Origin of the sequence: Rhodopseudomonas pentothenatexigens (assembly GCF_900218015.1) — a bacterium.
Lineage (GTDB): Bacteria > Pseudomonadota > Alphaproteobacteria > Rhizobiales > Xanthobacteraceae > Rhodopseudomonas > Rhodopseudomonas pentothenatexigens.
This window is the reverse complement of sequence record NZ_UFQQ01000004.1, coordinates 190,323-212,505: the sequence shown is the minus strand read 5'-3', so window position 1 is coordinate 212,505 and position 22,183 is coordinate 190,323. Positions and strand designations below refer to the sequence as shown.

The window sequence follows — 22,183 nt, the reverse complement described above, 5'->3', positions numbered from 1 at the left end:
CGTCAGCTTCTGCAAATTGAAAAGTTTGATGCTCCGGCTGAGCTTCTGACCAACGCTGCTGCAGGTTTGGTCGCGCGGGCTTCGGATCAGAACCATCCGGCTTGTACGTCCCACTCCCCGCCTAAGCCGCCCGGCTCTGCGCCTGATGCCCGATCAGGTGCACGCGATTCCGTCCCGCAGCCTTGGCCTGATACAGCGCGAGGTCGGCTTCTTCGAACAGGTCGGCGATCCGCCTGCGATGCGGGCGGCCGATCAGGGCGGCGCCGATCGAGGCGCTGATTTCGATGCGTCGGCCGTTCCAGAACAGCGCGCGGTTCAGCATCACGATGGTCCGCTGCAGCACCTCTTCGATCCGCGCCGGATCGGTCGGCGCCCGCAGGATGATGGCGAATTCGTCGCCGCCGAGCCGGCTGATCAGGCCCGCACGGTGGAACGCCCGCCGCAGCCGCTGCCCGACCTCGCACAGGCAGGCGTCACCGGCCAGATGGCCGAGCGTATCGTTGAGTTCCTTGAAGCCGTCGAGATCGATCAGCACCAGCGCCGACGCGAAACCATGATTGAGGCTGTCGCCCACCACCTCGCGATAGCGCGCCTGAAACATCGCGCGATTGGCAAGGCCGGTGAGCGGATCGGTTTCCGCCTGCCGCCGGAGTTGTTCGATCGACAGCCGGTCGGCGGTGACGTCCTGCTTGCAGCCGAAAATGCGCACCGGCCGGTCGTCCTCCCGCAAGACGTCGATCGACAGCCGCATCCAGCGGCTTTCGCCGTGCCAGGTTCGGATCTCGGTATCGAGCGTGACCGAACGACCGCTGCGGATCACTTCGGCGCGGGCGAGTTCCATGTGCCGCCTCGATTCGTCGACGTAGAGATCGAGGATGTCGGCGCGCCGCAGCGGGTTGCCCGCCGGATAACCGAAGATCGCGTAGACGCCCGACGTCCAGCTCAAGCGCTCGGTCGCGAGATCGCACTCCCAGACGCCGATCCGCGCCGCCTTCAGCGCGCGATCATAGAGGCGCGGGCGAGCCGCGTCCGACAGAATCGAAGCAGCAGGGTTGTCCCTCATCGGTGATCCGGCAGCATCCCGCGACGTCATCCAGCGACTTTAGGACTAGGGCTGCCGCGTTAACGAACTCTCTACCGGGGCCTCCTCGTCGAACTCCTCTCCGGTCGCTTCCGCACGCTCTCCTCCTCGATGCCGCGTGAGCCGAACTGGCTGAAGGACGTAACAAAAGCACCCGCGGCCTCTCGGCCGCACCAGCCGCGGCATCCCCAGCGAAGTTGCGCGGATATCAACCGTGTTCAGAAGATCGACGCGGTGCCTGGCTCACCCGCGGGCCGGCCGCGGCTCGGCAATCTCGGAGATCCGCGCCATGTCCAGGATCGTCAGACGGTGGCGGCCGCTTCTGACCAGGCCCTGCTTCTGCCAGGCGCTGAGGGTGCGGCTGACCGTGAAATAGGTGAGGCCGGCCATCGAGGCGAGGTCGACCCGGGTCACCGGGGATTCGATATGGATACCGTCCGCGGTCGCGGTGCCGGCCTGGGCCGACAGCCGCAGCAGCGAGGCGGCGATCCGCTGTGCGATGCACTTGCCGGTCATCTCGGTCGCCCGCTGCAGCATCTCGCGGGTGCGATCGCCGGCGATGCAGACGACGTTGTCGGCGATCGCCGGGCTCTGCTGGGTGAGCGCCACGAACGAACCGACGCGCCATGCCAGCACCGTGGTGTCCTCGATCGCGGTCGCGGTCGCCGGATAGCTCGGCTGGCGGAACGCCGCCACGCAGCACAGATCGCCAGGCCGCATGATCCGCAGCGTGATCTGCTCGCCTTCGCTGTTGATCTGGGTGATGCGGACCAGGCCGGCGACGATCTGATACAGATATTCCGACGTGTCGCCCTGATGAAACAACACCTGGCCCGGCTGAAACTGACGCGGCATCGACGCCGCCAGCAGCCGCGACGTCTCGGTCGCCGGCAATTGCGAGAACAGCGCACTCCGCATCGCGGCTGCGCTTAGGACACCCTTTTCCATCGTCGACCCGTGAATGTGCGGCGTTTGTCGTCGGGCGTTTCCTACGCCGCCTTTCCTATCAGCACGCGGACCGGCTGTGTTTTGAAGGCCTCTAATCAGCGCGTGAATAAATGTCACAGTTGCGAGGATTTCCAATCCGGCAGCGCGCATCGTCAGGCGTTGTTTGCTCGAAAGCAAACAGCACCGCCGACGTGCTCGATATGGTCGGCACCGATCGAGAAAGCCGGATCGCCATCGAGATCACATCCGAAGGACCGTGATCGTCGTCGCCCCGCAGCAGCCGTCGCCGGTGGAGGGGGCCGCGGCGGCTGGTCTTTCGCACGCGACAAAGGGCGGACAGATCGCCGCCGCGCGCGTCGACAAGACGGGCGATCATCGAATGGACGGGGCTTGGGAATGAGAACGGATGCACATCGTCACTTGCAGCGGACGACCGCCGAGGTCGAAACGGCGCCGCGCCGCCGATCGGTGTGGACGATCACCGTGGCGGCGCTGCTGACGTCGAGCAGCCAGATGTGCTTCGCGCAATCGGCGACGCCGGGCGCCACCATCACGCTCGACACCATCGTGGTCGAACAGCGGCGCGAACCGGCACGGGCTCCGGCGCGGCCCCGCTCCGTGGTGCGCCGCGCCGCGCCGGCAGCGACGCCGAGCGCTGCGCCGGCCGCCTCGGCGACGCGCACGGTGGATCTGGTGCGCGAGCGTTTCAACGTGCTGGCAGGCGGCGTCGCGCTGGTGTCGCAGCAGGACATGCCGGCCGCCGGCAATCCGACGCTGGCCAATACGCTGTCCGGGGTGCCCGGGCTGATCATCCAGAATTTCCTCGGCGCCAACGACCAGCCGCGGATCCAGATGCGCGGCTCGGCGCAGCAGAACCCGGCCGAGCGCGGCGTGCTGGTGCTGTACAACGGCCTGCCGATCAATCGCGCCGACGGCTCCTACATCGTCGGCTTCGCCAATCCGCGGCAGGCCGAAGCGATCGAAGTATATCGCGGCTACATGGCCAACCGGCTCGGCGCCACGGTGCTGAGCGGCGCGATCAACTTCATCTCGCCGACCGGATCGAGCCAGCCCGGCGTGCAGATGTCGGTGAGCGGCGGCAGCTTCGGCCAAATCAACAGCAGCGCGCAGATCGGCACCAAGAAAGACAATGTCGACGCGTTCCTGCAGTTCGACACCACCCGACGCGACGGCTTCCGCGATTACAATGCGTCGGACCGCACCAGCCTCAACGCCAATGTCGGCATCGCGCTGTCGGAAAACGTCAAGACCCGGTTCTTCCTCGGTTATACCGACCTCGGCTTCGACGTCGCCGGCCCGATCAACAAGGACGCGCTGTTCGCCAATCCGCGGCAGACCGCGACCGGCCCGACCGTGGTCAATGGTGTCGCGATCAATCCGGGGCCGAACGCGGTGCGCGACAAGCCGCGGCGCGACGCCAACCAGTTCATGATCGGCAACCGCACCACCGCGACGTTCGATGCGCATCTGATCGATATCGCGCTCGGCTACACTTCCACCGACGACACCTTCCGGTTTCCGATTTCTTCGGGTGTGCGCGCCACCAAAGGCGGCGACTTCACCGGCCTCGTCCGCTACGCCTACAATCCGGCGGACGCGCTGCTGCCGCTGTTCGAAACCACCGCGCAATACAGCGTCGGCTCGGCGGATCGTGACTACTATCTCAACCAGAGCGGCATGACCGGCGCGCAATTCGGCAGCAACCGGCTGGAGGCACAGACGCTGTCGCTGTACGCCGGCGCCAACGTGCCGGTGTGGCAGCAATGGACGGTGTCGCCGGCGATCTCTTACGCCTATGCGACGCGGGACAACGACGATCGCTACACCGCCGCGACGCGGCCGACCATCGCGTACAATCCGTCCAGGCCGAACGTGCTGCTGCCGAACGGAGCGGTGCCGACCCAGAACAACAGTTACGCGCGATCGTACTCGGGCTGGAATCCGAGTCTGGCGCTGTCGTATCGCCCCGACGCGACTCAGACCTTCTTCATCGCCGGCAGCCACAGCTTCGAGCCGCCGACCCATGACGACTTGATCGCCACCATCAACGGCACGCCGAATTCGAGCCCCGGCCGCCCGACGCCCCCGAGCCCCACTCTGGCGGCCGCGGCGTTCGCGACGCCGAACCTGTCGGCGCAGACCGCGGTGACGGTGGAAGGCGGCTGGCGCGGCCGCGCCGATCGGTTCTCGTGGGACGTCGTCACCTACTACTCGTGGATCGACAACGAACTGCTCAATTTGCGCGACGTCACCGGCGCCTCGCTCGGCGCGATCAATGCCGACCGCACCACGCATTTCGGCATCGAGCTCGGCGCCGGTATGAAGTTCACCGATCGGCTGTCGGGGCGACTCGCCTACACCTATCAGGACTTCCGCTTCGTCGACGATCCGCTGCGCGGCAACAACAAGCTCGGCGGCGCGGTGCCGCATCTGATCTACGCGCAGCTGCAGCTGCAGGCGACCGACGCCTGGATGGTGCAAGGCGCGGTGCGCTGGAGCCCGGCCGAGGTGCCGGTCGACAACATGAATACGCTCTATGCCGATCCCTACGCGGTGGTCGATCTGCGCAGCGAGTACCGAATCAACAAGACGTTCCGGGTGTTCGGCGAGATCACCAACCTGTTCAACAAGACCTATGCGGCGACCACGCTGGTGGTGGATCAGGCGCGGCCCGATCAGGCTGCCTTCCTGCCTGGCGACGGCCGCGGCTTCTACGCCGGCATCAAGGCGTCGTTCTGATCAACCAGCAAGGATACGATATGACCAAACGCCTTCTTCTGGCGGCCATCGCGGCCGCCAGCCTTGTCGCGCCGGCGATCGCCGCGGACTCTGTCAGTCTGTCGCACTTCCTGGAGCAATGGGACGGCAACAATGACGGCGTCGTCACGCTGGCCGAGATCAAGCAGGGACGCGAGCAGCGGTTCTACGCCTTCGACGCCAATGCCGACGGCTATCTCGACCGCGACGAATATGCGCGCTTCGACAAGGTGCGCGATGCCGGCATCGCGCGGTTCTCGCCTGAGGAGCAGACCAAGATCCGGCAGATCGCCGACGGTCTGACGCTGCCGCGTAACGACACTGACGGCGACGGCCGGGTGTCGCGCGCCGAATTCATCGACGGCAGCGCCGCGTGGATGAAGGCGATCGACAAGGACGGCGACGGGCAGCTGACGTCGCGCGACTTCCCGGAGTAACGCTTCGCCGAGTCCGCGCGACCGAATTCGAGATCAAGCCGCGCCGACATTAGGCAGACGCTGCCGCAATGTTGGGCGGGCATCCGGAAGCGATAAGGCCGGCTTTGCACAAGCGATAAGCATCAATATCCAGCGATAAGATAAGGGCTGCGCACCACCATGCGCAGCCCTTATCGTCGTCGAAAGCTTACGGACCGCCGGACTACTGCAGGCCGATCGTGGTCAGGTCCTGGAACCAGTGCTGCGCCTGGACGAAGCTCTTCACCTTCGGCGACAGCGCATGCGGATTGGTGTCGTGCACCACCCACACCAGCGCCGCATCATCGACGATCAGCGAATGCGCCTGCGCCAGCAGCTCATCCTGCTTCTTGGGATCGAATGTAGTCTTGGCCTCGTCGATCAGCGCGTCGACCTTGGGATTCTTGTAGCCGCCCCAATTGACGCCGACCGGCGCCACCTGGCCGGAATGGAAGAACCGCACGATCGCATACAGCGGATCGGAGGTGACGTAGGCGATGTTGTTGGCGGTGATGCCGGCGTTGGATTCGTCGGCCGCGCCCTTGCGCCACGCGGTGTACAACACCTCGAGTTCGACCACCTTGAACTCGACGTCGATGCCGATTTCCTTGAAGCTCTGCTGCAGGAACTCGTTCATCGGCAGCGACAACATCTGGCCGGTGCCGCCGTTGGCGATGATGAAGGTGGTCTTCAGCGGCTTTTCCGGCGAATAGCCGGCTTCCTTCACCAGCTTCTTGGCTTCGGCCAGATCGTATTTGATTTTGAACGACGGATGACCGAACCACGGGCTCGACGGGTCAACCTGACCGACCGCCGGCTTGGCGAGGCCGTTCATCAGCCCGACCACCGCGTCGCGGTCGATCGCGAGATTCAGCGCCTCGCGTAGCCGGACATCCGTCCACGGCGAACCGGGCAGCACGCTGAGATGATAGTTCCAGACGTGCGGCGTGACGTTGTCGACGATTCGCATGCCGGCCGCCTTGAGCTGCGGCACGGCGTCGGGCGCGGGCGTTTCGATCAGATCGACCTGCCCGGCCAGCAGCGCATTAGTGCGGGTTAGCGCCTCCGGCATCGGCACCAGCACCAGCTTGTCGGTCTTCGGCAGCCGCGACTTGTCCCAGTAATCGTTGTTCTTCGTCAGCTCGGCGAGTTCGCGCGGCACCAGCTTGGTGAGCCGGAACGGTCCGGTCCCTGACGGATTAGCGGCGAACTTGTCCCAATCCTTGCCGACCTTCTCGTACTGCGCCGGGCTCGACACCAGGAACCACAGCATCTGATACGGGAAGAACGAATCGACCGTCTTGGTGGTGATCTCGACGGTGGAATCGTCGATCTTCGCCCAGCTCTTCACCGAGGGCAGCCGGGTCTTGACCTGCGCGCTCTGCCGCTTGTCGAATTGCGGCGCCTTGTCGTTGAGAACCTTGTCGAGATTCCAGATCACCGCGTCGGCGTTCAAGTCGCTGCCGTCGTGAAACTTGACGCCCTTCCGCAACGTGAAGCGCCACTTGGTCTTGTCGGTTTCGTCGACCTTCCACTCGGTCGCCAGCCCCGGCACCAGCTTGCCGGGCCGATCACCGACATTCATCTCCCACGCCACCAGCGGATCGTAGATGGTGTAGCCGGTGAACTGATAAGCGCCGGCGCCGCGATCGGGCTGCCCGGTGGTCAGCGGAATGTCCGCCATCGAGATCCCGTAACGCACCACTGTTTCCGCGCGCGCCGCTCCGATCGCGCTCGCCGCGGCAAACAACACGCCCAGCACCCATGAACTCCTAAGCCGCACCATCGCAACTGATCTCCTGATGACGATGGGCGACCCACTTGCAACAGCCGCGCCACGCCGAGCCGGCAGTTTTGCATCGCGGGTCTGCGCGGACCGCCAAGTGCCGGGTTTGTTGCACACGACGGCAGCCTGCCGCTTTGGCTGGCACATGCATTGCATCGACCAGCCTGCCAATTAGTCACTGCAAAGGGACTCTCGTCGAATGCGTAATTCTCGTTTCAACAACCGCCGCGCTGCGCTGCTCGCTCTGTCGATGGCAAGCGTCTTCATGATGCCGTCGCTGGCGTCCGCCGAATCCGTGCTGCGCATCGGCATGACGGCCGCGGACATTCCGCGCACGCTGGGCCAGCCCGATCAGGGCTTCGAAGGTAACCGCTTCACCGGGCTGACGATGTACGACGGCCTGACGATGTGGGACCTGTCGTCGGCAACCAAAGCGAGCGTGGTGATCCCCGGCCTCGCCACCGAGTGGAAGGTCGAAGACGCCGATCACACCAAGTGGATCTTCAAACTGCGGCCGGGCGTGAAGTTTCACGACGGCAGCGACTTCAACGCCGACGCCGTGGTGTGGAACGTCGATAAGGTGCTCAACAAAGAAGCACCGCAGTACGACCCCAGCCAGATCGGCGTGACCGCATCGCGGATGCCGACGCTGGTATCGGCCAAGAAGATCGACGACCTGACGGTCGCGCTGACCACCAAGGAGCCCGACAGCTTCCTGCCGATCAACCTCACCAACCTGTTCATGGCGAGCCCGGCCAAATGGCAGGCGCTGTACGACAAGGCCGAAGGCGCCGACGCCAAGGCGAAGTCGACCGCCGCGTGGGCCGCGTTCGCCAAGGACGCCTCCGGCACCGGCCCGTGGAAGATGGCCAAGTTCACCCCGCGCGAGCGGCTCGAACTGGTCAAGAACGACGGCTACTGGGACAAGAAGCGCGTCCCGCACGTCGACCGCATGGTGCTGCTGCCGATGCCGGAAGCCAACGCCCGCACCGCGGCGCTGCTGTCCGGCCAGGTCGACTGGGTCGAAGCGCCGGCACCGGACGCGGTGAAGGAAATCGAGGCCCGCGGCTTCAAGATCGAGAAGAACGAGCAGCCGCACGTCTGGCCGTGGCAGTTCTCGCGGATCGAAGGCTCGCCCTGGAACGACATTCGCGTTCGCCGCGCCGCCAATCTGTGCATCGATCGTGAAGGCATGCGCGACGGGCTGCTTGCCGGCCTGATGGTGCCGGCCACCGGCACGTTCGAGCCCGGCCACCCGTGGCGCGGCAAACCTTCGTTCCAGATCAAGTACGATCTGCCCGCGGCGCAGAAGCTGATGAAGGAAGCCGGCTACGGCCCGAACAAGAAGCTCACCGTCAAGGTGCAGACCTCGGCGTCGGGCTCCGGCCAGATGCTGCCGCTGCCGATGAACGAATATCTGCAGCAGGCGCTGGCGGAGTGCTACTTCGACGTCAAGCTCGACGTAATCGAATGGAACACGCTGTTCACCAACTGGCGGCGCGGCGTCAAGGATCCGTCGGCGAACGGCTCCGACGCGATCAACGTCACCTACGCGGCGATGGATCCGTTCTTCGCGCTGGTGCGGTTCCTGCAGTCGTCGATGGCGCCCCCGGTGTCGAACAACTGGGGCTACATCAACAACCCGAAGTTCGACGAGCTGGTGAAGAAGGCGCGTACCACCTTCACCGACAAGGAGCGTGACGACGTGCTGGCGGAGCTCAACGCAGCCTCGATCGACGACGCCGCGTTCCTCTACGTCGCCCACGACGTCGGCCCGCGCGCGCTCAGCCCGAAGATCAAGGGCTTCGTGCAGCCGAAGAGCTGGTTCGTCGACTTCTCGCCGGTGTCGATCGCGCCGTAAGAGGCATTCGACACACGGCGGTCGTGCTCGGCACGGCCGCTCCCCAACCGGGACGTCATGGCCGGGCTCGACCCGGCCATCCACGGCAACAAGTGGTTTCGCTGCCGGTCGTGGATGCCCGGGTCAAGCCCGGGCATGACGACAACTCATGAAGGTGCACTGTGCTCGCCTATATCGCCCGCCGCATCGTCTATGTCGTTCCGATCGTCCTCAGCGTCGCGCTGGTGTGTTTCCTGCTGGTGCACATCACGCCCGGCGATCCGCTGGTCGCCGTGCTGCCGGCGGACGCGTCGCAGGAACTCGCGGCGCAGCTCCGCGCCGCCTACGGCTTCGACCGGCCGTTGCCGGTGCAGTTCGGGCTGTGGCTGTGGAAGGCGGTGCACGGCGATCTCGGCACCTCGATCGCCACCGGTCGGCCGGTGCTGGCCGAGGTGATGCGCGCCGTCAGCAACACCGTAATGCTGGCTATCGCCGCGGCGATCATCGGATTCTCGTTCGGCCTGCTGTTCGGCCTGATCGCCGGTTACTTCCGTGACACCTGGATCGACAAGCTCGCCACCGGCATCGCCATCGCCGGCGTCTCGGTGCCGCATTACTGGCTCGGCATGGTGCTGGTGATCGTGTTCTCGGTGCAGCTCAACTGGCTGCCCGCGGTCGGTGCCGGCCCCGGCGGCTCCGGACAATGGGCCTGGGACTGGGCGCATATACGTTTCCTGATCCTGCCGGCGATCACCACCTCGGTCATTCCAATGGGCATCGTCACCCGCACGGTGCGGGCGCTCACCGGCGATATCCTGTCGCAGGATTTCGTCGAGGCACTGCGCGCCAAGGGCCTGCGCGAGACCGGCGTGTTCGGCCACGTCATCAAGAACGCGGCGCCGACCGCGCTCGCCGTGATGGGCCTGCAGCTCGGCTACATGCTCGGCGGCTCGATCCTGGTCGAGACCGTGTTCTCCTGGCCGGGCTCCGGCCTCTTGCTCAACTCGGCGATCTTCCAGCGCGACTTGCCGCTGCTGCAGGGCACGATCCTGGTGCTGGCGCTGTTCTTCGTGCTGCTCAATCTCTCGGTCGACATCGCCCAGGCGCTGATCGACCCGCGGATCAAGCGGGCCTGACGTCATGGGAGCACCGACGATGAGTTTGACCGCTGCCGACGCCGCGCCGCAGACCGCCCCCGCCGGAAAAGCCCGCGGCTATTGGGCCAATGTCGGCCGCCGCCTGATTCGCGACAAGATCGCGATGACCTGCGGCGTCATCCTGCTGCTGATCGTGTTGGCCGCCGTGTTCGCACCTTGGCTGCACCTCGCCGACCCGTATCAGGGCTCGATGATCCGGCGGCTGAAGCCGATCGGCACCGCCAACTATCCGCTCGGAACCGACGAGCTCGGCCGCGACATGCTGGCGCGGCTGATCTATGGCGGCCGGCTGTCGCTGTTCATCGGCGTGCTGCCGGTGATCTTCGCCTTCGTGATCGGCACTTCGCTCGGGCTGGTCGCCGGCTATGTCGGCGGCAAGGTCAACACCGCGATCATGCGCACCATCGATGTGTTCTACGCGTTCCCGTCGGTGCTGCTGGCGATCGCGATCTCCGGCGCGCTCGGCGCCGGCATCACCAACTCGATCGTATCGCTCACCGTGGTGTTCGTGCCGCAGATCACCCGCGTCGCCGAGAGCGTCACCACCAGCGTCCGCAATATGGATTTCGTCGAAGCCGCACGCGCCTCCGGTGCCGGCGCCTTCACCATCATGCGGGTGCACATGCTCGGCAACGTGCTCGGCCCGATCTTCGTCTACGCCACCGGCCTGATCTCGGTGTCGATGATCCTCGCCGCCGGCCTGTCGTTCCTCGGCCTCGGCACCAAGCCGCCGGAGCCGGAATGGGGCCTGATGCTGAACACGCTGCGCACCGCGATCTACGTCAATCCCTGGGTGGCGGCGCTGCCCGGCGTGATGATCTTCGCGGTGTCGATCTGCTTCAACCTGCTGAGCGACTCGATGCGCAGCGCCATGGACATCAGGAACTGAGGCGATGAGCAAAGCCGTTTCCGCGATCGCAGAGGTCGAGAAGTTCGAGCCGATCGAAGACATCGGCGGCGCCGCCCAGCCGCTGCTGCAGGTCAATGGGCTCACCAAGCACTTCCCGGTGCGCGGCACCGGGCTGTTTGGCGGCGCCAAGACGGTGCGGGCGGTCGACGACGTCAGCTTTTCGATCGCCAAGGGCGAGACGCTCGGCATCGTCGGCGAATCCGGCTGCGGCAAGTCGACCACCGCGCGGCTGCTGATGCACCTGATGCCGGTGACGGCCGGCGAGATCATCTTCGACGCCCGCCAGGTCGGGCGCGAGCTCAGCTTGCGCGAACTGCGCCGCGGCATGCAGATGGTGTTTCAGGACAGCTACGCGTCGCTCAACCCGCGGCTGACGATCGAGGACTCGATCGCGTTCGGCCCGAAGGTCCACGGCATGAGCGACGCCAGCGCCCGTGCGCTGGCGCGCGAACTGCTCGGCAAGGTCGGGCTGCGGCCCGAGAACTTCGCGCATCGCTATCCGCACGAGGTGTCCGGCGGCCAGCGCCAGCGCGTCAACATCGCGCGTGCCCTGGCGCTGTCGCCGCGCTTGGTGATTCTGGACGAGTCGGTCTCCGCGCTCGACAAATCGGTCGAGGCGCAGGTGCTGAATCTGCTCGCCGACCTGAAGCGCGAATTCGGCCTGACCTATCTGTTCATCAGCCACGATCTCAACGTGGTGCGCTACATTTCCGACCGCGTGCTGGTGATGTATCTCGGCGAAGTCGTCGAGCTCGGTCCGGTCGATGACGTGTGGGATCAGCCGGCGCATCCCTATACGCGGGCACTGCTCGCAGCGATGCCGTCGTCCGATCCCGACCGCCGCACCGAGGTTCCGCCGATCACCGGCGATCCGCCGAATCCGATCGATCCGCCGGCCGGCTGTCGTTTTCATCCGCGCTGTCCGTTCGCCGAGGCGCTATGCTCGCAGGCCAAGCCGAAGCTGTCGCCGATCGGCGACAGCGGCCATCAGGCCGCTTGCTTCATGTCGATTCCCGGCTCGGGCCACAGCCGCGCCCCATAAGGAGAAATCAGCAATGATCAAACCCGACCCCGCCACGATCAAAGCGATGGCGGCAATCGCGGGACTTCCGGTCGACGACGAGGTGGCGGCGCGGATCGCCAATTCGATCGGCCCGGCGTTCGACGGCTTCGCACCGGTCGCCGGCACGCTGCCGTTCGATCTCGAACCGTCGACCTATGTGATCGCGCAGAACGAGGGCGCGAGATGAGCGCGAGCAATCCGGCGCTGCTGACGCTGACGGAAGTCGCCGAGGCGATCGCGGCCAAGAAACTGTCGTCGCGCGAAGTCACCCAGGCCTGCCTCGATCGCATCGCGCAGGCGCAGCCGAAGCTCAACGCCTTCATGGCGATCGAACCGGAGAGCGCGCTCGCCGCAGCGGATGCCGCCGACGCTGCGCTGGCAAAGCGGGGCGTCAAGGGACCGCTGCACGGCGTGCCGCTGGCGCACAAGGACATGTACTACGAGACCGGCTTCGTGGTGACCTGCGGCTCGAAGATCCGCCGCGACTTCGTCGCGACCACCACCTCGACCGCGCTGCAGCGGCTGAAGGATGCCGGTCAGGTCCGGCTCGGCAGCCTGCAGATGTCGGAGTTCGCCTACGGCCCGACCGGCCACAACGCGCATTACGGCGCCGTGCGCAATCCATGGGGCCTCGACCACATCACCGGCGGCTCGTCGTCGGGCTCCGGCTCGGCAGTCGCGGCGCGGCTGAGCTTCGCGGCGCTCGGCTCCGACACCGGCGGATCGATCCGGATGCCGGCGCATTTCTGCGGCGTCACCGGGCTGAAGACAACCGTCGGCCTGGTCAGCCGCGCCGGCGCGATGCCGCTGTCGCATTCGCTCGACACCGTCGGGCCGCTGGCCCGCACCGCCGAAGACTGCGCCTTGCTCACCGGCTTGATGGCCGGTGCCGATCCGGCCGATCCGACCGCCTCTCACCGCCCGGTGCCGGACTATCTGGCCGCCACCAGGCAATCGCTGCACGGCATCAGCATCGGCATTCCGAAATCGTTCTATGTCGACGATCTCGATCCAGAGGTGGCGCGCGTGCTCGACGACACCAAGTCGGCACTGACGCGCGAAGGCGCCCGCGTCGTCGAGGTCGAGCTGCCGGATCAGCGCCAGCTCAGCGCCGCCGCACAGCTCGTGCTCGCGGTCGAAGCCGCCGGCTTCCACGGCGGGTGGATGCGCGAGCGTCCGCAGGATTACGGCCCGCAGGTGCTGATGCGGCTGCAGAACGCCCTCGCGATCCCGGCCGTTACTTATCTGGAAGCGATGCGCTGGCGCGGCGTCGCGCTCGCCGAATTCGTCGCGGCGGTGGCCGGCGTCGACGCGGTGCTGGCGCCGGTGTCGCCGGTGCCTGCGCCGACGATCGCCGAGAGCGACGTCGGCAACAGCCTGAACGCCGAGGCAGTGATCCAGCGGCTGACCCGCTTCACCCGCCCGATCAACTATCTCGGTCTGCCGTCGCTGGCGCTGCCCTGCGGCTTCTCGAAAGCCGGCCTGCCGATCGGGCTGCAACTGATCGGCCGCCCGTTCGACGAGGCGGTGCTGCTGCGGATCGGCGCAGGCTGGCAGCGCGCCACCGATTTCCATCGGCAATGCCCGGAGCTGTAGATGAGCAATCTGGTCGACATCCGCGATCTCAACGTCCGCTTCACCGGCGAGCGGACGGTCTACGCCATCAATGATCTCAACCTGTCGCTTGGCCAGGGCGAGGTACTCGGCCTGCTCGGCGAATCCGGCTCGGGCAAGAGCGTGACGCTGCGTGCCCTGATGCGGCTGCTGCCGAAGAAACGCACCGCGATCACCGGCAGCATCCGAGTCGCCGGACAGGACGTGCTGGCGCTCGATGACGAGGCGCTGTCGACCTTCCGCGGCCAGACCGTGTCGATGATCTTCCAGGAGCCGGCGCTGGCGCTCGATCCGGTCTACACCGTCGGCCATCAGATCGCCGAGTCGGTGATGCGCCACGAAGGCAAGAGCAAGCGCGAGGCGATGGCCCGCGCGCTCGAAATGCTCGAGGTGGTTCGCATCCCGTCGGCGAAACGCCGGCTCGACGCCTATCCGCACGAGATGAGCGGCGGCATGCGGCAGCGCGCGATGATCGCGCTGGCGCTGGCCTGCAAGCCGAAGATCCTGCTCGCCGACGAGCCGACCACCGCGCTCGACGCCACCGTGCAGATCCAGATCCTGCTGCTGCTACGTGAGTTGCAGCGCGAGTTCGGGATGTCGGTGATCTTCGTCACCCACGACATCGGCGTGGCGATCGAGATCTGCGACCGCGTCGCCGTGATGTATGCCGGCCAGACCATCGAGCAGGGCTCCTTGCGCGATATCGTCCGCGAGCCGCAGCATCCTTACGCGCAGGGCCTGCTCGCCTCGACAGTGCACGGCGCCAAGCGCGGCGCGCGGCTGGAAACCATTCCGGGTGCGCCACCGTCGCTCGACGCCAAGCCGGTCGCCTGTTCGTTCGCACCGCGTTGCGCCCATGCGCAGCCGCGCTGCTCCGCCGGCCTACCGCCCGAAGTCGCGCTCGGCCCGGGCCGGATGGCGCGCTGCGTGCTGGTCGAGCCGGCCGCGGTGGTCGGCTAGTCCGGGAACAAGCGAGGCGAGTTACAAATGAGGTAGCGGGAGACCGCCAACTGGTGTTCATTGCGCGAGGTCCGATTGGCGATTCTAAGCGCCGACCGACTGCGTCAGATGGAACTCCACACCGAGAATGAACCGACCATCCAAGCCTCTCTCGATCGCGCATCGCGACCATCACTTCGCGACCATCGTGCAGCATTCGTTCGACGCGATCGTTTCCAAGGACGTCGATGGAACCGTGCAGAGCTGGAACCCGGCGGCCGAGCGCATCTTCGGCTGGACCGCCGCCGAGATGATCGGGCGATCGATCCGCGTCCTGATTCCCCCGGACCGTCAGCACGAAGAGGACGATATCCTGCGGCGGATCCGCGCCGGCGAGATGGTACCGAAGTTCGAGACCGAGCGACTGCACAAGAGCGGCCGGCGGATTCATGTCGCGGTGACGGTGTCGCCACTACGCGACACCGATGGCCGCATCGTCGGCGCCTCGAAGATCGCGCACGACATCACCGACACCATGGAGATCCGCCGCCGGCTGATCGCCAGCGAGCATCAGTTCCGCACCCTTGCCAATTCGATTCCGCAGCTCGCCTGGATCGCCGACAGCGACGGCACCGTGTTCTGGTACAATGACCGCTGGTTCGACTACACCGGCACGACGCTCGAACAGATGCAGGGCGAGGGCTGGACCAAGGTGCATCATCCCGATCACTTTGAACGTGTCAGCAGCCGCCTGAAGCACAGCTGGGACACCGGCGAAGAGTGGGAAGACACTTTCCCGCTGCGCGGCAAGGACGGCGAGTATCGCTGGTTCCTGTCGCGTGCGATGCCGCTGCGCGACCACACCGGCCAGGTGTGGCGCTGGTTCGGGACCAACACCGACATCACGGTGCAGCGCCAGCACGAGCAGCAAATCCAGATGCTGATGGGCGAGGTCAACCACCGCGCCAAGAACATGCTGGCGGTGGTGCAGGCGATGGTGATGCGCACCGCCGACCGCAGCTTCGCCGAGAGCCTCGGCGCGCGGCTGCAGGCGCTCAGCCGCAACCAGGACCTGCTGATCAAGCGCAACTGGTCCGGAACGCCGATCGGTGAACTGATCGAATCGCAGCTCGCCGCCGTGAACGACCTGATCGGCACCCGCGTGCTGATCGAGGGCGACCGCGGGTTGCTGCTGTCGCCGGTCGCCTCCGAAACGATCGGGCTGGCGATCCACGAGCTGACCACCAACGCGACCAAATATGGCGCGCTTTCGAACGCCGACGGCACCGTGCAGATCGCTTGCAACCTCCGCGAGGCGGTGGATGGCCGCAAGCTCGACCTGGTTTGGCGAGAGCAAGGCGGCCCGCCGGTCGGCGAGCCGAACCGTGCCGGCTTCGGCACTGTGATGATCGACCGCAATCCCCGCGCTACGCTCGGCGCCGACGTCGAAATCAGCTACCCCGAATCCGGGCTGCGCTGGCGTCTGACCGCTCCGCTCGACCGGCTGGTCGCGGAGCCGTAGCCCGCCTCAGATATGCGCCGCGAGGTCGGCGAGGTCTTCGATCAGCACGCCGGTTTGCGCCAGCATGGTTTCGACCTGCGCAACCGCTTCGCCGACAGACAGACCGGCGGTGTCGAGCACCAATTCGCTGGCGGTCGGCGGCTGATAGTCGTTACCGATGCCGGTGAAGTTCGGCAGGCCGCCGGCGCGCGCCTTGGCGTAGTGCCCCTTGGGGTCGCGCTGTTCGCAGACATCCGCCGAGGTCGCGACGTGAATCTCGCGAAAGCGATCACCGGCGATGCGCCGCGCCGCGGCGCGGTCGGCGAGCGCGGGCGATACTGCCGCCACGATCGCAACGTGGCCGTTGGCGGCCAGATGCGCCGCGATCTCGGCGAGGCGGCGGATGTTCTCCGCCCGGTCCGCCGGCGAAAAGCCGAGGTCGCTGTTCAGCCCGGCGCGCAGCGTGTCGCCGTCGAGCAGGATCGGCGAGCCGCCGCGATCGAACAGCCGCCGCTCCAGCGCGCGTGCGATCGTGGTCTTGCCGGAGCCCGGCAGCCCGGTGAACCACAGCACCGCGCCGTTGTGGCGATAGCGCGCGGCGCGTTCGCCCGGCAGCAGCGCGGACTCCACCGGAACGATGTCGGCATTGGCGGCGCGCTGGCCGCTGTCGACGCTGAGCACCAGACCGCCACCGGCGATCCGTCCGCCGATCTCGATCACCAGCCGTCCGGTGCGCGGATTGTCGTTCGTCGGATCGGCCGCGACCGGCTGCGACAGCGACAGGTCGATCTCGCCGACATGATTGCGCCGGATCTCGGTCGTGGCCTCGCTGGCGAGGTCACCCGGATCGACCGCCTTCTCGATCGCCACCACGTTGGCGCGGGTCTCGCGGGTGCCGAGCCGCACCAGCACCGAAGCGCCGGCGGTGAGCGGCTGATCGTGCAGCCAGAAAATCCGGGCGCGCAGCCGGCGGGTATCGCGCGGCGCGGTGCCGGCGTGGCCGATCACGTCGCCGCGTTCGACGAACAGTTCGCGGTCGAGGGTGATGCCGACCGAACGGCCGGCACCGAACGAACCTGCGAGCGGCGTCACCGGCCAGCCTTCGACAGTCTTGACCTTGGCGATCTTGCCGGCCGGCATGATGACGATGTCGTCACCCGCCCGCAAATGCCCGGACTCGATGCGGCCGGCGACGATACGGCGATCGTCGAATTTGTAGATCGCCTGCACGGCGAGCCGCAGCGGCAACGCGTCGAGCGGCTGCGCCGGCGTCAGGCCGTCGAGCGCCTCGACCACGGTCGGGCCGCCATACCAGGCGATGTTGTCGGTGCGGGCGGCGACACCGTCGCCGTCGCGCGCCGAGATCGGAATCACCGCGGTCGGCGTCACGTCGAGCGAGGTCAGATGCGCGGTGATCTCGTCGCTGATGTCGCCGAACCGCGCCGCCGAGAACTCGACGCGGTCCATCTTGTTGACCACCACGGCGACCTGCTTGATGCCGAGCAGTTGCAGCAGATAGCCGTGCCGCCGGGTCTGATCGCGGACGCCTTCGAGTGCGTCGATGATCAGCACCGCGCCATCGGCCTGCGCGGCGCCGGTAATCATGTTGCGCAGGAATTCGGCGTGGCCGGGCGCATCGATCAGCACCACGTCGCGCGACGGCGTGCGGAAGCGGATCTGGGTGGTGTCGATGGTGATGCCCTGGTCGCGCTCGGTCTGCAGCGCGTCGAGCAGGAACGACCATTCGAACGGCATGCCGCGCCGGGCGCTGACCGCCTTCAGCATCTCCAGCTTGCCGTCAGGCAGCGATCCGGTTTCGTGCAGCAGGCGGCCGACCAGGGTCGACTTGCCGTGGTCGACATGGCCGACGATGACGATGCGCACCAGAGGGCGGGCAGCATCGGCGACGACCGAGGTAGGCTGAACGGCGATGGTCATGGCGTCACTCATCGGTGCTGATCACAGATAGCCAGCGACACGAAGCCGCTCGAACGCGTCTTCGGTCTCGTGGTCGAGCGCGCGGCCGGCGCGTTCGGGTACCCGGGTGGTCGCGAGCTCGATCAGGATGTCGTCGATCGACGCGGCGTTCGATGATACCGGGAAGGTGATGTCCTGATCGCCGAGCGAGCGGTAGCGCTTGCCGTCCTGCGCCAGATACAGCGGAATGATCGGGATACCTTCGCGCTTGGTGTAGGCCCAGATGTCGCCCTCGGTCCAATGCAGGATCGGATGAATGCGCAAATGCGCGCCGGGCGGCGGCGAGGCGTTGAACTGATCCCAGAATTCCGCTGGCTGATCACGCACATCCCATCCGCCCTCCAAGCCCCGCGGCGAGAACACCCGCTCCTTAGCCCGCGTCGCTTCCTCATCGCGGCGAATGCCGGCGATCAGTCCGTCGAAGCCGTATTTGGCGAGCGCGAGCTTGAGGCCTTCGGTCTTGCGTGCCGCCGAGCGCGCCGCCGGCGGCAGCGTCGGATCGATGGTCTCGATCGGCGGGCATGGATCGACTCGCAGATCGAGGTCCCACTCTGTCGCGTAGTGTTCGCGGAAGGCGTACATCTCGGGGAACTTCTTGCCGGTGTCGACGTGGAGCGCCGGGAACGGGACCCGGCCGAAGAACGCTTTGCGCGCCAGCCAGATCATTACGTTGGAGTCTTTGCCGAGCGACCACAGCAGCGCCAGCTTCTTCAGCCGCGCGAACGCCTCGCGCAGAATGTAGATGCTCTGCGCCTCCAAGGCGTCGAGGTGATCCATCGCGCGAAGCTGATCGGCGAGCGGTGGCTCAGGGACTGGCGCCCGCTCAGGGACCGAAGCCAGGGAGGCGATTTCTCGCGCAGCGAGCGTCATGACAAGCTCCTGAATGGGCGGCCGATCAGCATCGGACCGGTCGTGGCTGCGCGTTCGAGACTCTCGATGATCGACCAGAGAACCAGCATCTATGGAACGCGCGATTGAGAGGTGGAATTTCCAAGCTGAACGCTATGTCTAGAAAGAATAATTTTCTATCAATAGCGCTTGTCAGATACATAGATAGAAAATATTTCTAGTCAATCCTTCTTCGTCGATCAGCATGATGCTGGCGCCGAGGCGGGTGCGATCGTTACTGTTCAGCAGGACGCGGTGATCGATGACTGGGCTGGCGCAATCTCCCCCCTCTTCCGCTCCCGATCCCGTCGGGGTGGAGCAGCGCGCGCAGACGCTCGATGCCGCGCTACGCACCGCGTCGCCGGCCGAAGTGATCGCGGCGGCGCTGCGCGAGATCGGCCGCGACAAGCTCGCGCTGGTATCGTCGTTCGGCACCGAGTCCGCCGCGCTGTTGAAGGTCATGGCCGACGTCGACCCGGCGATCCCGGTGGTGTTTCTCGATACCGGGTGGCTGTTCGACGAAACCCTCCGCTACCGCGATTCGCTCACCGAACTGCTCGGGCTGAGCGACGTCCGCTCGATCAAGCCGCTCGACGCCGATCTCGACCGCGACGATGCGGCGCGCGAATTGTGGTTCTCTGATCCGGATAGATGCTGCCTGATCCGCAAGGTCGAGCCGCTGAAGCGTGCGCTGGCACCGTTCGACGGCTGGATCAACGGCCGCAAGCGCTTTCAGGGCGGCGCGCGCGCAGACATTCCGGTGGTCGAAGCCGATGGCAAGCGGCTTAAGTTCAATCCGTTCGCCAATGTGACGCCGAACGACATTGCGGCAATCTACGCGACCGCGAAACTTCCGCCGCATCCGCTGCTCGCCGCGGGCTTTCTGTCGGTCGGCTGCATGCCGTGTACCAGTCGCGCCGAGGCCGGTGAAGACGACGCGCGCGCCGGCCGCTGGCGCGGACGCGGTAAAACGGAATGCGGCATTCACACGATCAAGACTTCATAGGAAATTGCGGTCGTAACTAAGCGAACATTGAAATGTCGTTTCGTTGACTCGAACCGTTTTGTTCGTGACCCTTCCTCCACGCCGACGACCCATCATCGCCGCGCACCCTGGAGACCATCCAATGATTCGCCGTGTACTCCCTGTTCTCGCCGGCGTGCTGCTGGCGACCACCGCCCACGCCGCCGACGTATCGCTGCTGAACGTGTCGTACGATCCGACGCGCGAGCTGTATGCCGATTTCAACAAATCGTTCGCCGCCGCCTATCAGAAAGATTCCGGCAGCCGCGTCGCCATCAAGCAGTCGCACGGCGGCTCGGGCGCCCAGGCCCGTTCGGTGATCGACGGACTGCAGGCCGATGTCGTCACCCTGGCGCTCGCCTACGACATCGACGCCATCGCCAGCAGGGGACTGCTCGCCAAGGACTGGCAGAAGCGACTGCCGCAGAACTCGTCGCCCTATACCTCGACCATCGTGTTTCTGGTGCGCAAGGGCAATCCGAAGGCGATCAAAGACTGGGACGATCTGCTCAAGCCCGGCGTCAGCGTGATCACGCCGAATCCGAAGACGTCGGGCGGCGCGCGCTGGAACTACCTCGCAGCGTGGGGCTTTGCGCTGAAGAAGTCCGGCTCGGCCGAGGCGGCCCGCGACTTCGTCGCCAAGCTGTACAAGCAGGTCCCGGTGCTCGACACCGGCGCGCGCGGCTCGACCGTCACCTTCGTCGAGCGCGGCGTCGGCGACGTCCTGCTCGCATGGGAGAACGAGGCGTATCTGGCGGTGAAGGAATTCGGCGCCGACAAGTTCGAGATCGTCGCGCCCTCGGTGTCGATCCTCGCCGAGCCGCCGGTTGCCGTGGTGGATACCGTCGTCGACAAAAAGGGCACCCGCCCGGCCGCCGAAGCCTATCTGAAATACCTCTACTCCAGACAGGGCCAGGAAATCGCCGCACGGCACTTCTATCGTCCGCGCGATCCTGAAGTCGCTAAAGCCCACGCAAGCGACTTCGCCAAAGTCGAACTGTTCTCGATCGACGACGTGTTCGGCGGCTGGACCAAGGCGCAGTCCGAACACTTCGCCGACGGCGGCGTGTTCGATAAGATCTACAAGAACTGAGCGGCGCGAGCGTCGCAGCGCGACCGCTCATTGGGGGTGATATGCTTCACGGCAACGGCAGCGCGCTCCCTCTCCCCGCTCGCGGTGAGAGGGGTGGGGTGAGGGGGCGCTTCACCGAGTCTAAGCCTGCGTGCGCGATCTTCAGTGCTTCTGCCCGTCATTGCGAGCCGAAGGCGAAGCAATCCAGCTCCGTGCAAGATGCTGGATTGCTTCGTCGCTTCGCTCCTCGCAATGACGGCGACGGTGTGTCGACCCGTGTTTATCCACCGGGAAACTTCGCACAGGTGTCGCCATGACCACCGCTGCACGTCGCCGCTCCTTGCCCGGCTTCGGGCTCACCATGGGGCTGACGATCACCTGGCTGTCGCTGCTGATCCTGATTCCGCTCGCCGGCCTGTTCGTCAAAACCGCCGAGCTCAGCCTCGCCGAGTTCTGGGCAATCGTCACGGCGCCGCGGACCCTGCATGCGCTGAAGATCTCGTTCGGCCTCGCCTTCGCGGCGGCCTGCGTCAACCTGGTCGCGGGCCTGCTGATCGTGTGGGCGCTGGTGCGCTACCGTTTTCCCGGCCGTAGGATCTTCGACGCGATCGTCGACATTCCGTTCGCGCTGCCGACCGCGGTCGCCGGCATCGCGCTGACCACCCTGTTTGCGCAGAAGGGCTGGCTCGGCGCGCCGCTCGCCGCGCTCGGCATCAAGGTGGCGTTCACGCCGCTCGGCATCTTCCTGGCGATGATCTTCATAGGTATCCCGTTCGTGGTGCGGACGGTGCAGCCGGTGCTGCTCGATCTCGACGTCGAGATCGAGGAAGCCGCCGAGTCGCTCGGCGCCTCGCGCTGGCAGACGATCCGCCGCGTCATCCTGCCGAGTCTGGTGCCGGCGGCGCTGACCGGATTCGCCCTCGCCTTCGCCCGCGCCGTCGGCGAATACGGCTCGGTGATCTTCATCGCCGGCAATCTGCCCAACGTTTCGGAGATCGCACCGCTGCTGATCGTGATCCGGCTGTCCGAGTTCCGCTACGCCGATGCCACCGCGATCGCGGTGGTGATGCTGATCGCGGCGTTCCTGATCATCTTCGCGCTGAACCGCCTGCAAAATTGGGCCCAGACGCGGTCGCTGGCTCCGGTGTAG

The 22,183-nt window shown here is 66.1% G+C and carries 19 protein-coding genes; 13 read left to right on the top strand and 6 right to left on the bottom strand.

The annotated features are described in order from the left end of the window. Positions 1 to 121: 121 nt before the first annotated feature. The 3 genes from DWA33_RS05155 to DWA33_RS24880 form a co-directional block, all read right to left on the bottom strand. Positions 122 to 1,063 carry a sensor domain-containing diguanylate cyclase gene (locus DWA33_RS05155; protein WP_114357016.1) on the bottom strand — a complete coding sequence of 314 codons (942 nt, stop codon included), beginning with the start codon at positions 1,061 to 1,063 and terminating at the stop codon, positions 122 to 124. Positions 1,064 to 1,324: 261 nt separating this feature from the next. Beyond that, positions 1,325 to 2,029, bottom strand: coding sequence for a Crp/Fnr family transcriptional regulator (locus DWA33_RS05150; RefSeq protein ID WP_114357015.1), 705 nt, complete (start codon positions 2,027 to 2,029; stop codon positions 1,325 to 1,327). A gap of 91 nt (positions 2,030 to 2,120) precedes the next feature. Continuing rightward, entirely contained in the window at positions 2,121 to 2,405 is a 285-nt protein-coding gene (locus tag DWA33_RS24880) for a hypothetical protein (protein WP_147270221.1), read from the bottom strand. A gap of 20 nt (positions 2,406 to 2,425) precedes the next feature. On the opposite strand from DWA33_RS24880, the gene DWA33_RS05145 reads away from it, so the two are divergent. Continuing rightward, the gene (locus tag DWA33_RS05145) at positions 2,426 to 4,789 is read left to right on the top strand and encodes a TonB-dependent receptor family protein (protein WP_114357014.1); all 2,364 of its coding nucleotides are present in this window, start codon (positions 2,426 to 2,428) and stop codon (positions 4,787 to 4,789) included. Positions 4,790 to 4,809: 20 nt separating this feature from the next. Continuing rightward, positions 4,810 to 5,244 (top strand): EF-hand domain-containing protein, encoded by a 435-nt coding sequence (locus tag DWA33_RS05140; RefSeq protein WP_114357013.1) that lies wholly within the window; start codon positions 4,810 to 4,812, stop codon positions 5,242 to 5,244. Positions 5,245 to 5,446: 202 nt separating this feature from the next. Here DWA33_RS05140 and DWA33_RS05135 read toward each other — a convergent pair whose 3' ends face one another. Then, the gene (locus DWA33_RS05135; RefSeq protein ID WP_114357012.1) at positions 5,447 to 7,048 is read right to left on the bottom strand and encodes an ABC transporter substrate-binding protein; all 1,602 of its coding nucleotides are present in this window, start codon (positions 7,046 to 7,048) and stop codon (positions 5,447 to 5,449) included. A gap of 199 nt (positions 7,049 to 7,247) precedes the next feature. On the opposite strand from DWA33_RS05135, the gene DWA33_RS05130 reads away from it, so the two are divergent. From DWA33_RS05130 to DWA33_RS05095, 8 genes are all read left to right on the top strand, one after another. Further along, positions 7,248 to 8,909 (top strand): ABC transporter substrate-binding protein, encoded by a 1,662-nt coding sequence (locus DWA33_RS05130; RefSeq protein WP_114357011.1) that lies wholly within the window; start codon positions 7,248 to 7,250, stop codon positions 8,907 to 8,909. Between the two features lie 161 nt (positions 8,910 to 9,070). After that, positions 9,071 to 10,024: an ABC transporter permease gene (locus DWA33_RS05125; protein WP_114357010.1), complete on the top strand. Its 954-nt coding sequence runs from the start codon at positions 9,071 to 9,073 to the stop codon at positions 10,022 to 10,024. A gap of 19 nt (positions 10,025 to 10,043) precedes the next feature. Next, entirely contained in the window at positions 10,044 to 10,934 is an 891-nt protein-coding gene (locus DWA33_RS05120; RefSeq protein WP_114357009.1) for an ABC transporter permease, read from the top strand. 4 nt (positions 10,935 to 10,938) lie between these two features. After that, complete coding sequence (locus DWA33_RS05115; protein WP_114357008.1) at positions 10,939 to 11,997, top strand: ABC transporter ATP-binding protein; 1,059 nt, start codon at positions 10,939 to 10,941, stop codon at positions 11,995 to 11,997. Between the two features lie 13 nt (positions 11,998 to 12,010). Then, positions 12,011 to 12,205, top strand: a complete 195-nt coding sequence (locus DWA33_RS05110; protein WP_114357007.1) for a hypothetical protein — start codon at positions 12,011 to 12,013, stop codon at positions 12,203 to 12,205. Beyond that, the gene (locus DWA33_RS05105; RefSeq protein ID WP_114357006.1) at positions 12,202 to 13,614 is read left to right on the top strand and encodes an amidase; all 1,413 of its coding nucleotides are present in this window, start codon (positions 12,202 to 12,204) and stop codon (positions 13,612 to 13,614) included. Before DWA33_RS05110 ends, DWA33_RS05105 begins: the two co-directional genes overlap by 4 nt. Further along, complete coding sequence (locus DWA33_RS05100; protein ID WP_114357005.1) at positions 13,615 to 14,592, top strand: ABC transporter ATP-binding protein; 978 nt, start codon at positions 13,615 to 13,617, stop codon at positions 14,590 to 14,592. A 127-nt stretch (positions 14,593 to 14,719) separates the two neighbouring features. Then, on the top strand, positions 14,720 to 16,093 hold the full coding sequence (locus DWA33_RS05095; RefSeq protein WP_114357004.1) for a PAS domain S-box protein: 1,374 nt from the start codon (positions 14,720 to 14,722) through the stop codon (positions 16,091 to 16,093). A gap of 6 nt (positions 16,094 to 16,099) precedes the next feature. Here the strand turns inward: DWA33_RS05095 and cysC are convergent, their stop codons facing one another. Both cysC and cysD read right to left on the bottom strand, forming a co-directional pair. Continuing rightward, positions 16,100 to 18,010, bottom strand: a complete 1,911-nt coding sequence (gene cysC / locus DWA33_RS05090; protein WP_114357003.1) for an adenylyl-sulfate kinase — start codon at positions 18,008 to 18,010, stop codon at positions 16,100 to 16,102. Between the two features lie 21 nt (positions 18,011 to 18,031). Beyond that, a complete protein-coding gene (cysD, locus tag DWA33_RS05085) occupies positions 18,032 to 18,826 on the bottom strand; it encodes a sulfate adenylyltransferase subunit CysD (protein ID WP_114357002.1) in 795 nt (264 codons plus the stop codon). Positions 18,827 to 19,199: 373 nt separating this feature from the next. Between cysD and DWA33_RS05075 the strand changes: the two genes are divergently transcribed. From DWA33_RS05075 to cysT, 3 genes are all read left to right on the top strand, one after another. After that, entirely contained in the window at positions 19,200 to 19,943 is a 744-nt protein-coding gene (locus DWA33_RS05075; RefSeq protein WP_114357000.1) for a phosphoadenylyl-sulfate reductase, read from the top strand. A gap of 121 nt (positions 19,944 to 20,064) precedes the next feature. Then, a complete protein-coding gene (locus tag DWA33_RS05070; RefSeq protein ID WP_114356999.1) occupies positions 20,065 to 21,054 on the top strand; it encodes a sulfate ABC transporter substrate-binding protein in 990 nt (329 codons plus the stop codon). A 292-nt stretch (positions 21,055 to 21,346) separates the two neighbouring features. Beyond that, positions 21,347 to 22,183 carry a sulfate ABC transporter permease subunit CysT gene (gene cysT / locus DWA33_RS05065; RefSeq protein WP_114356998.1) on the top strand — a complete coding sequence of 279 codons (837 nt, stop codon included), beginning with the start codon at positions 21,347 to 21,349 and terminating at the stop codon, positions 22,181 to 22,183.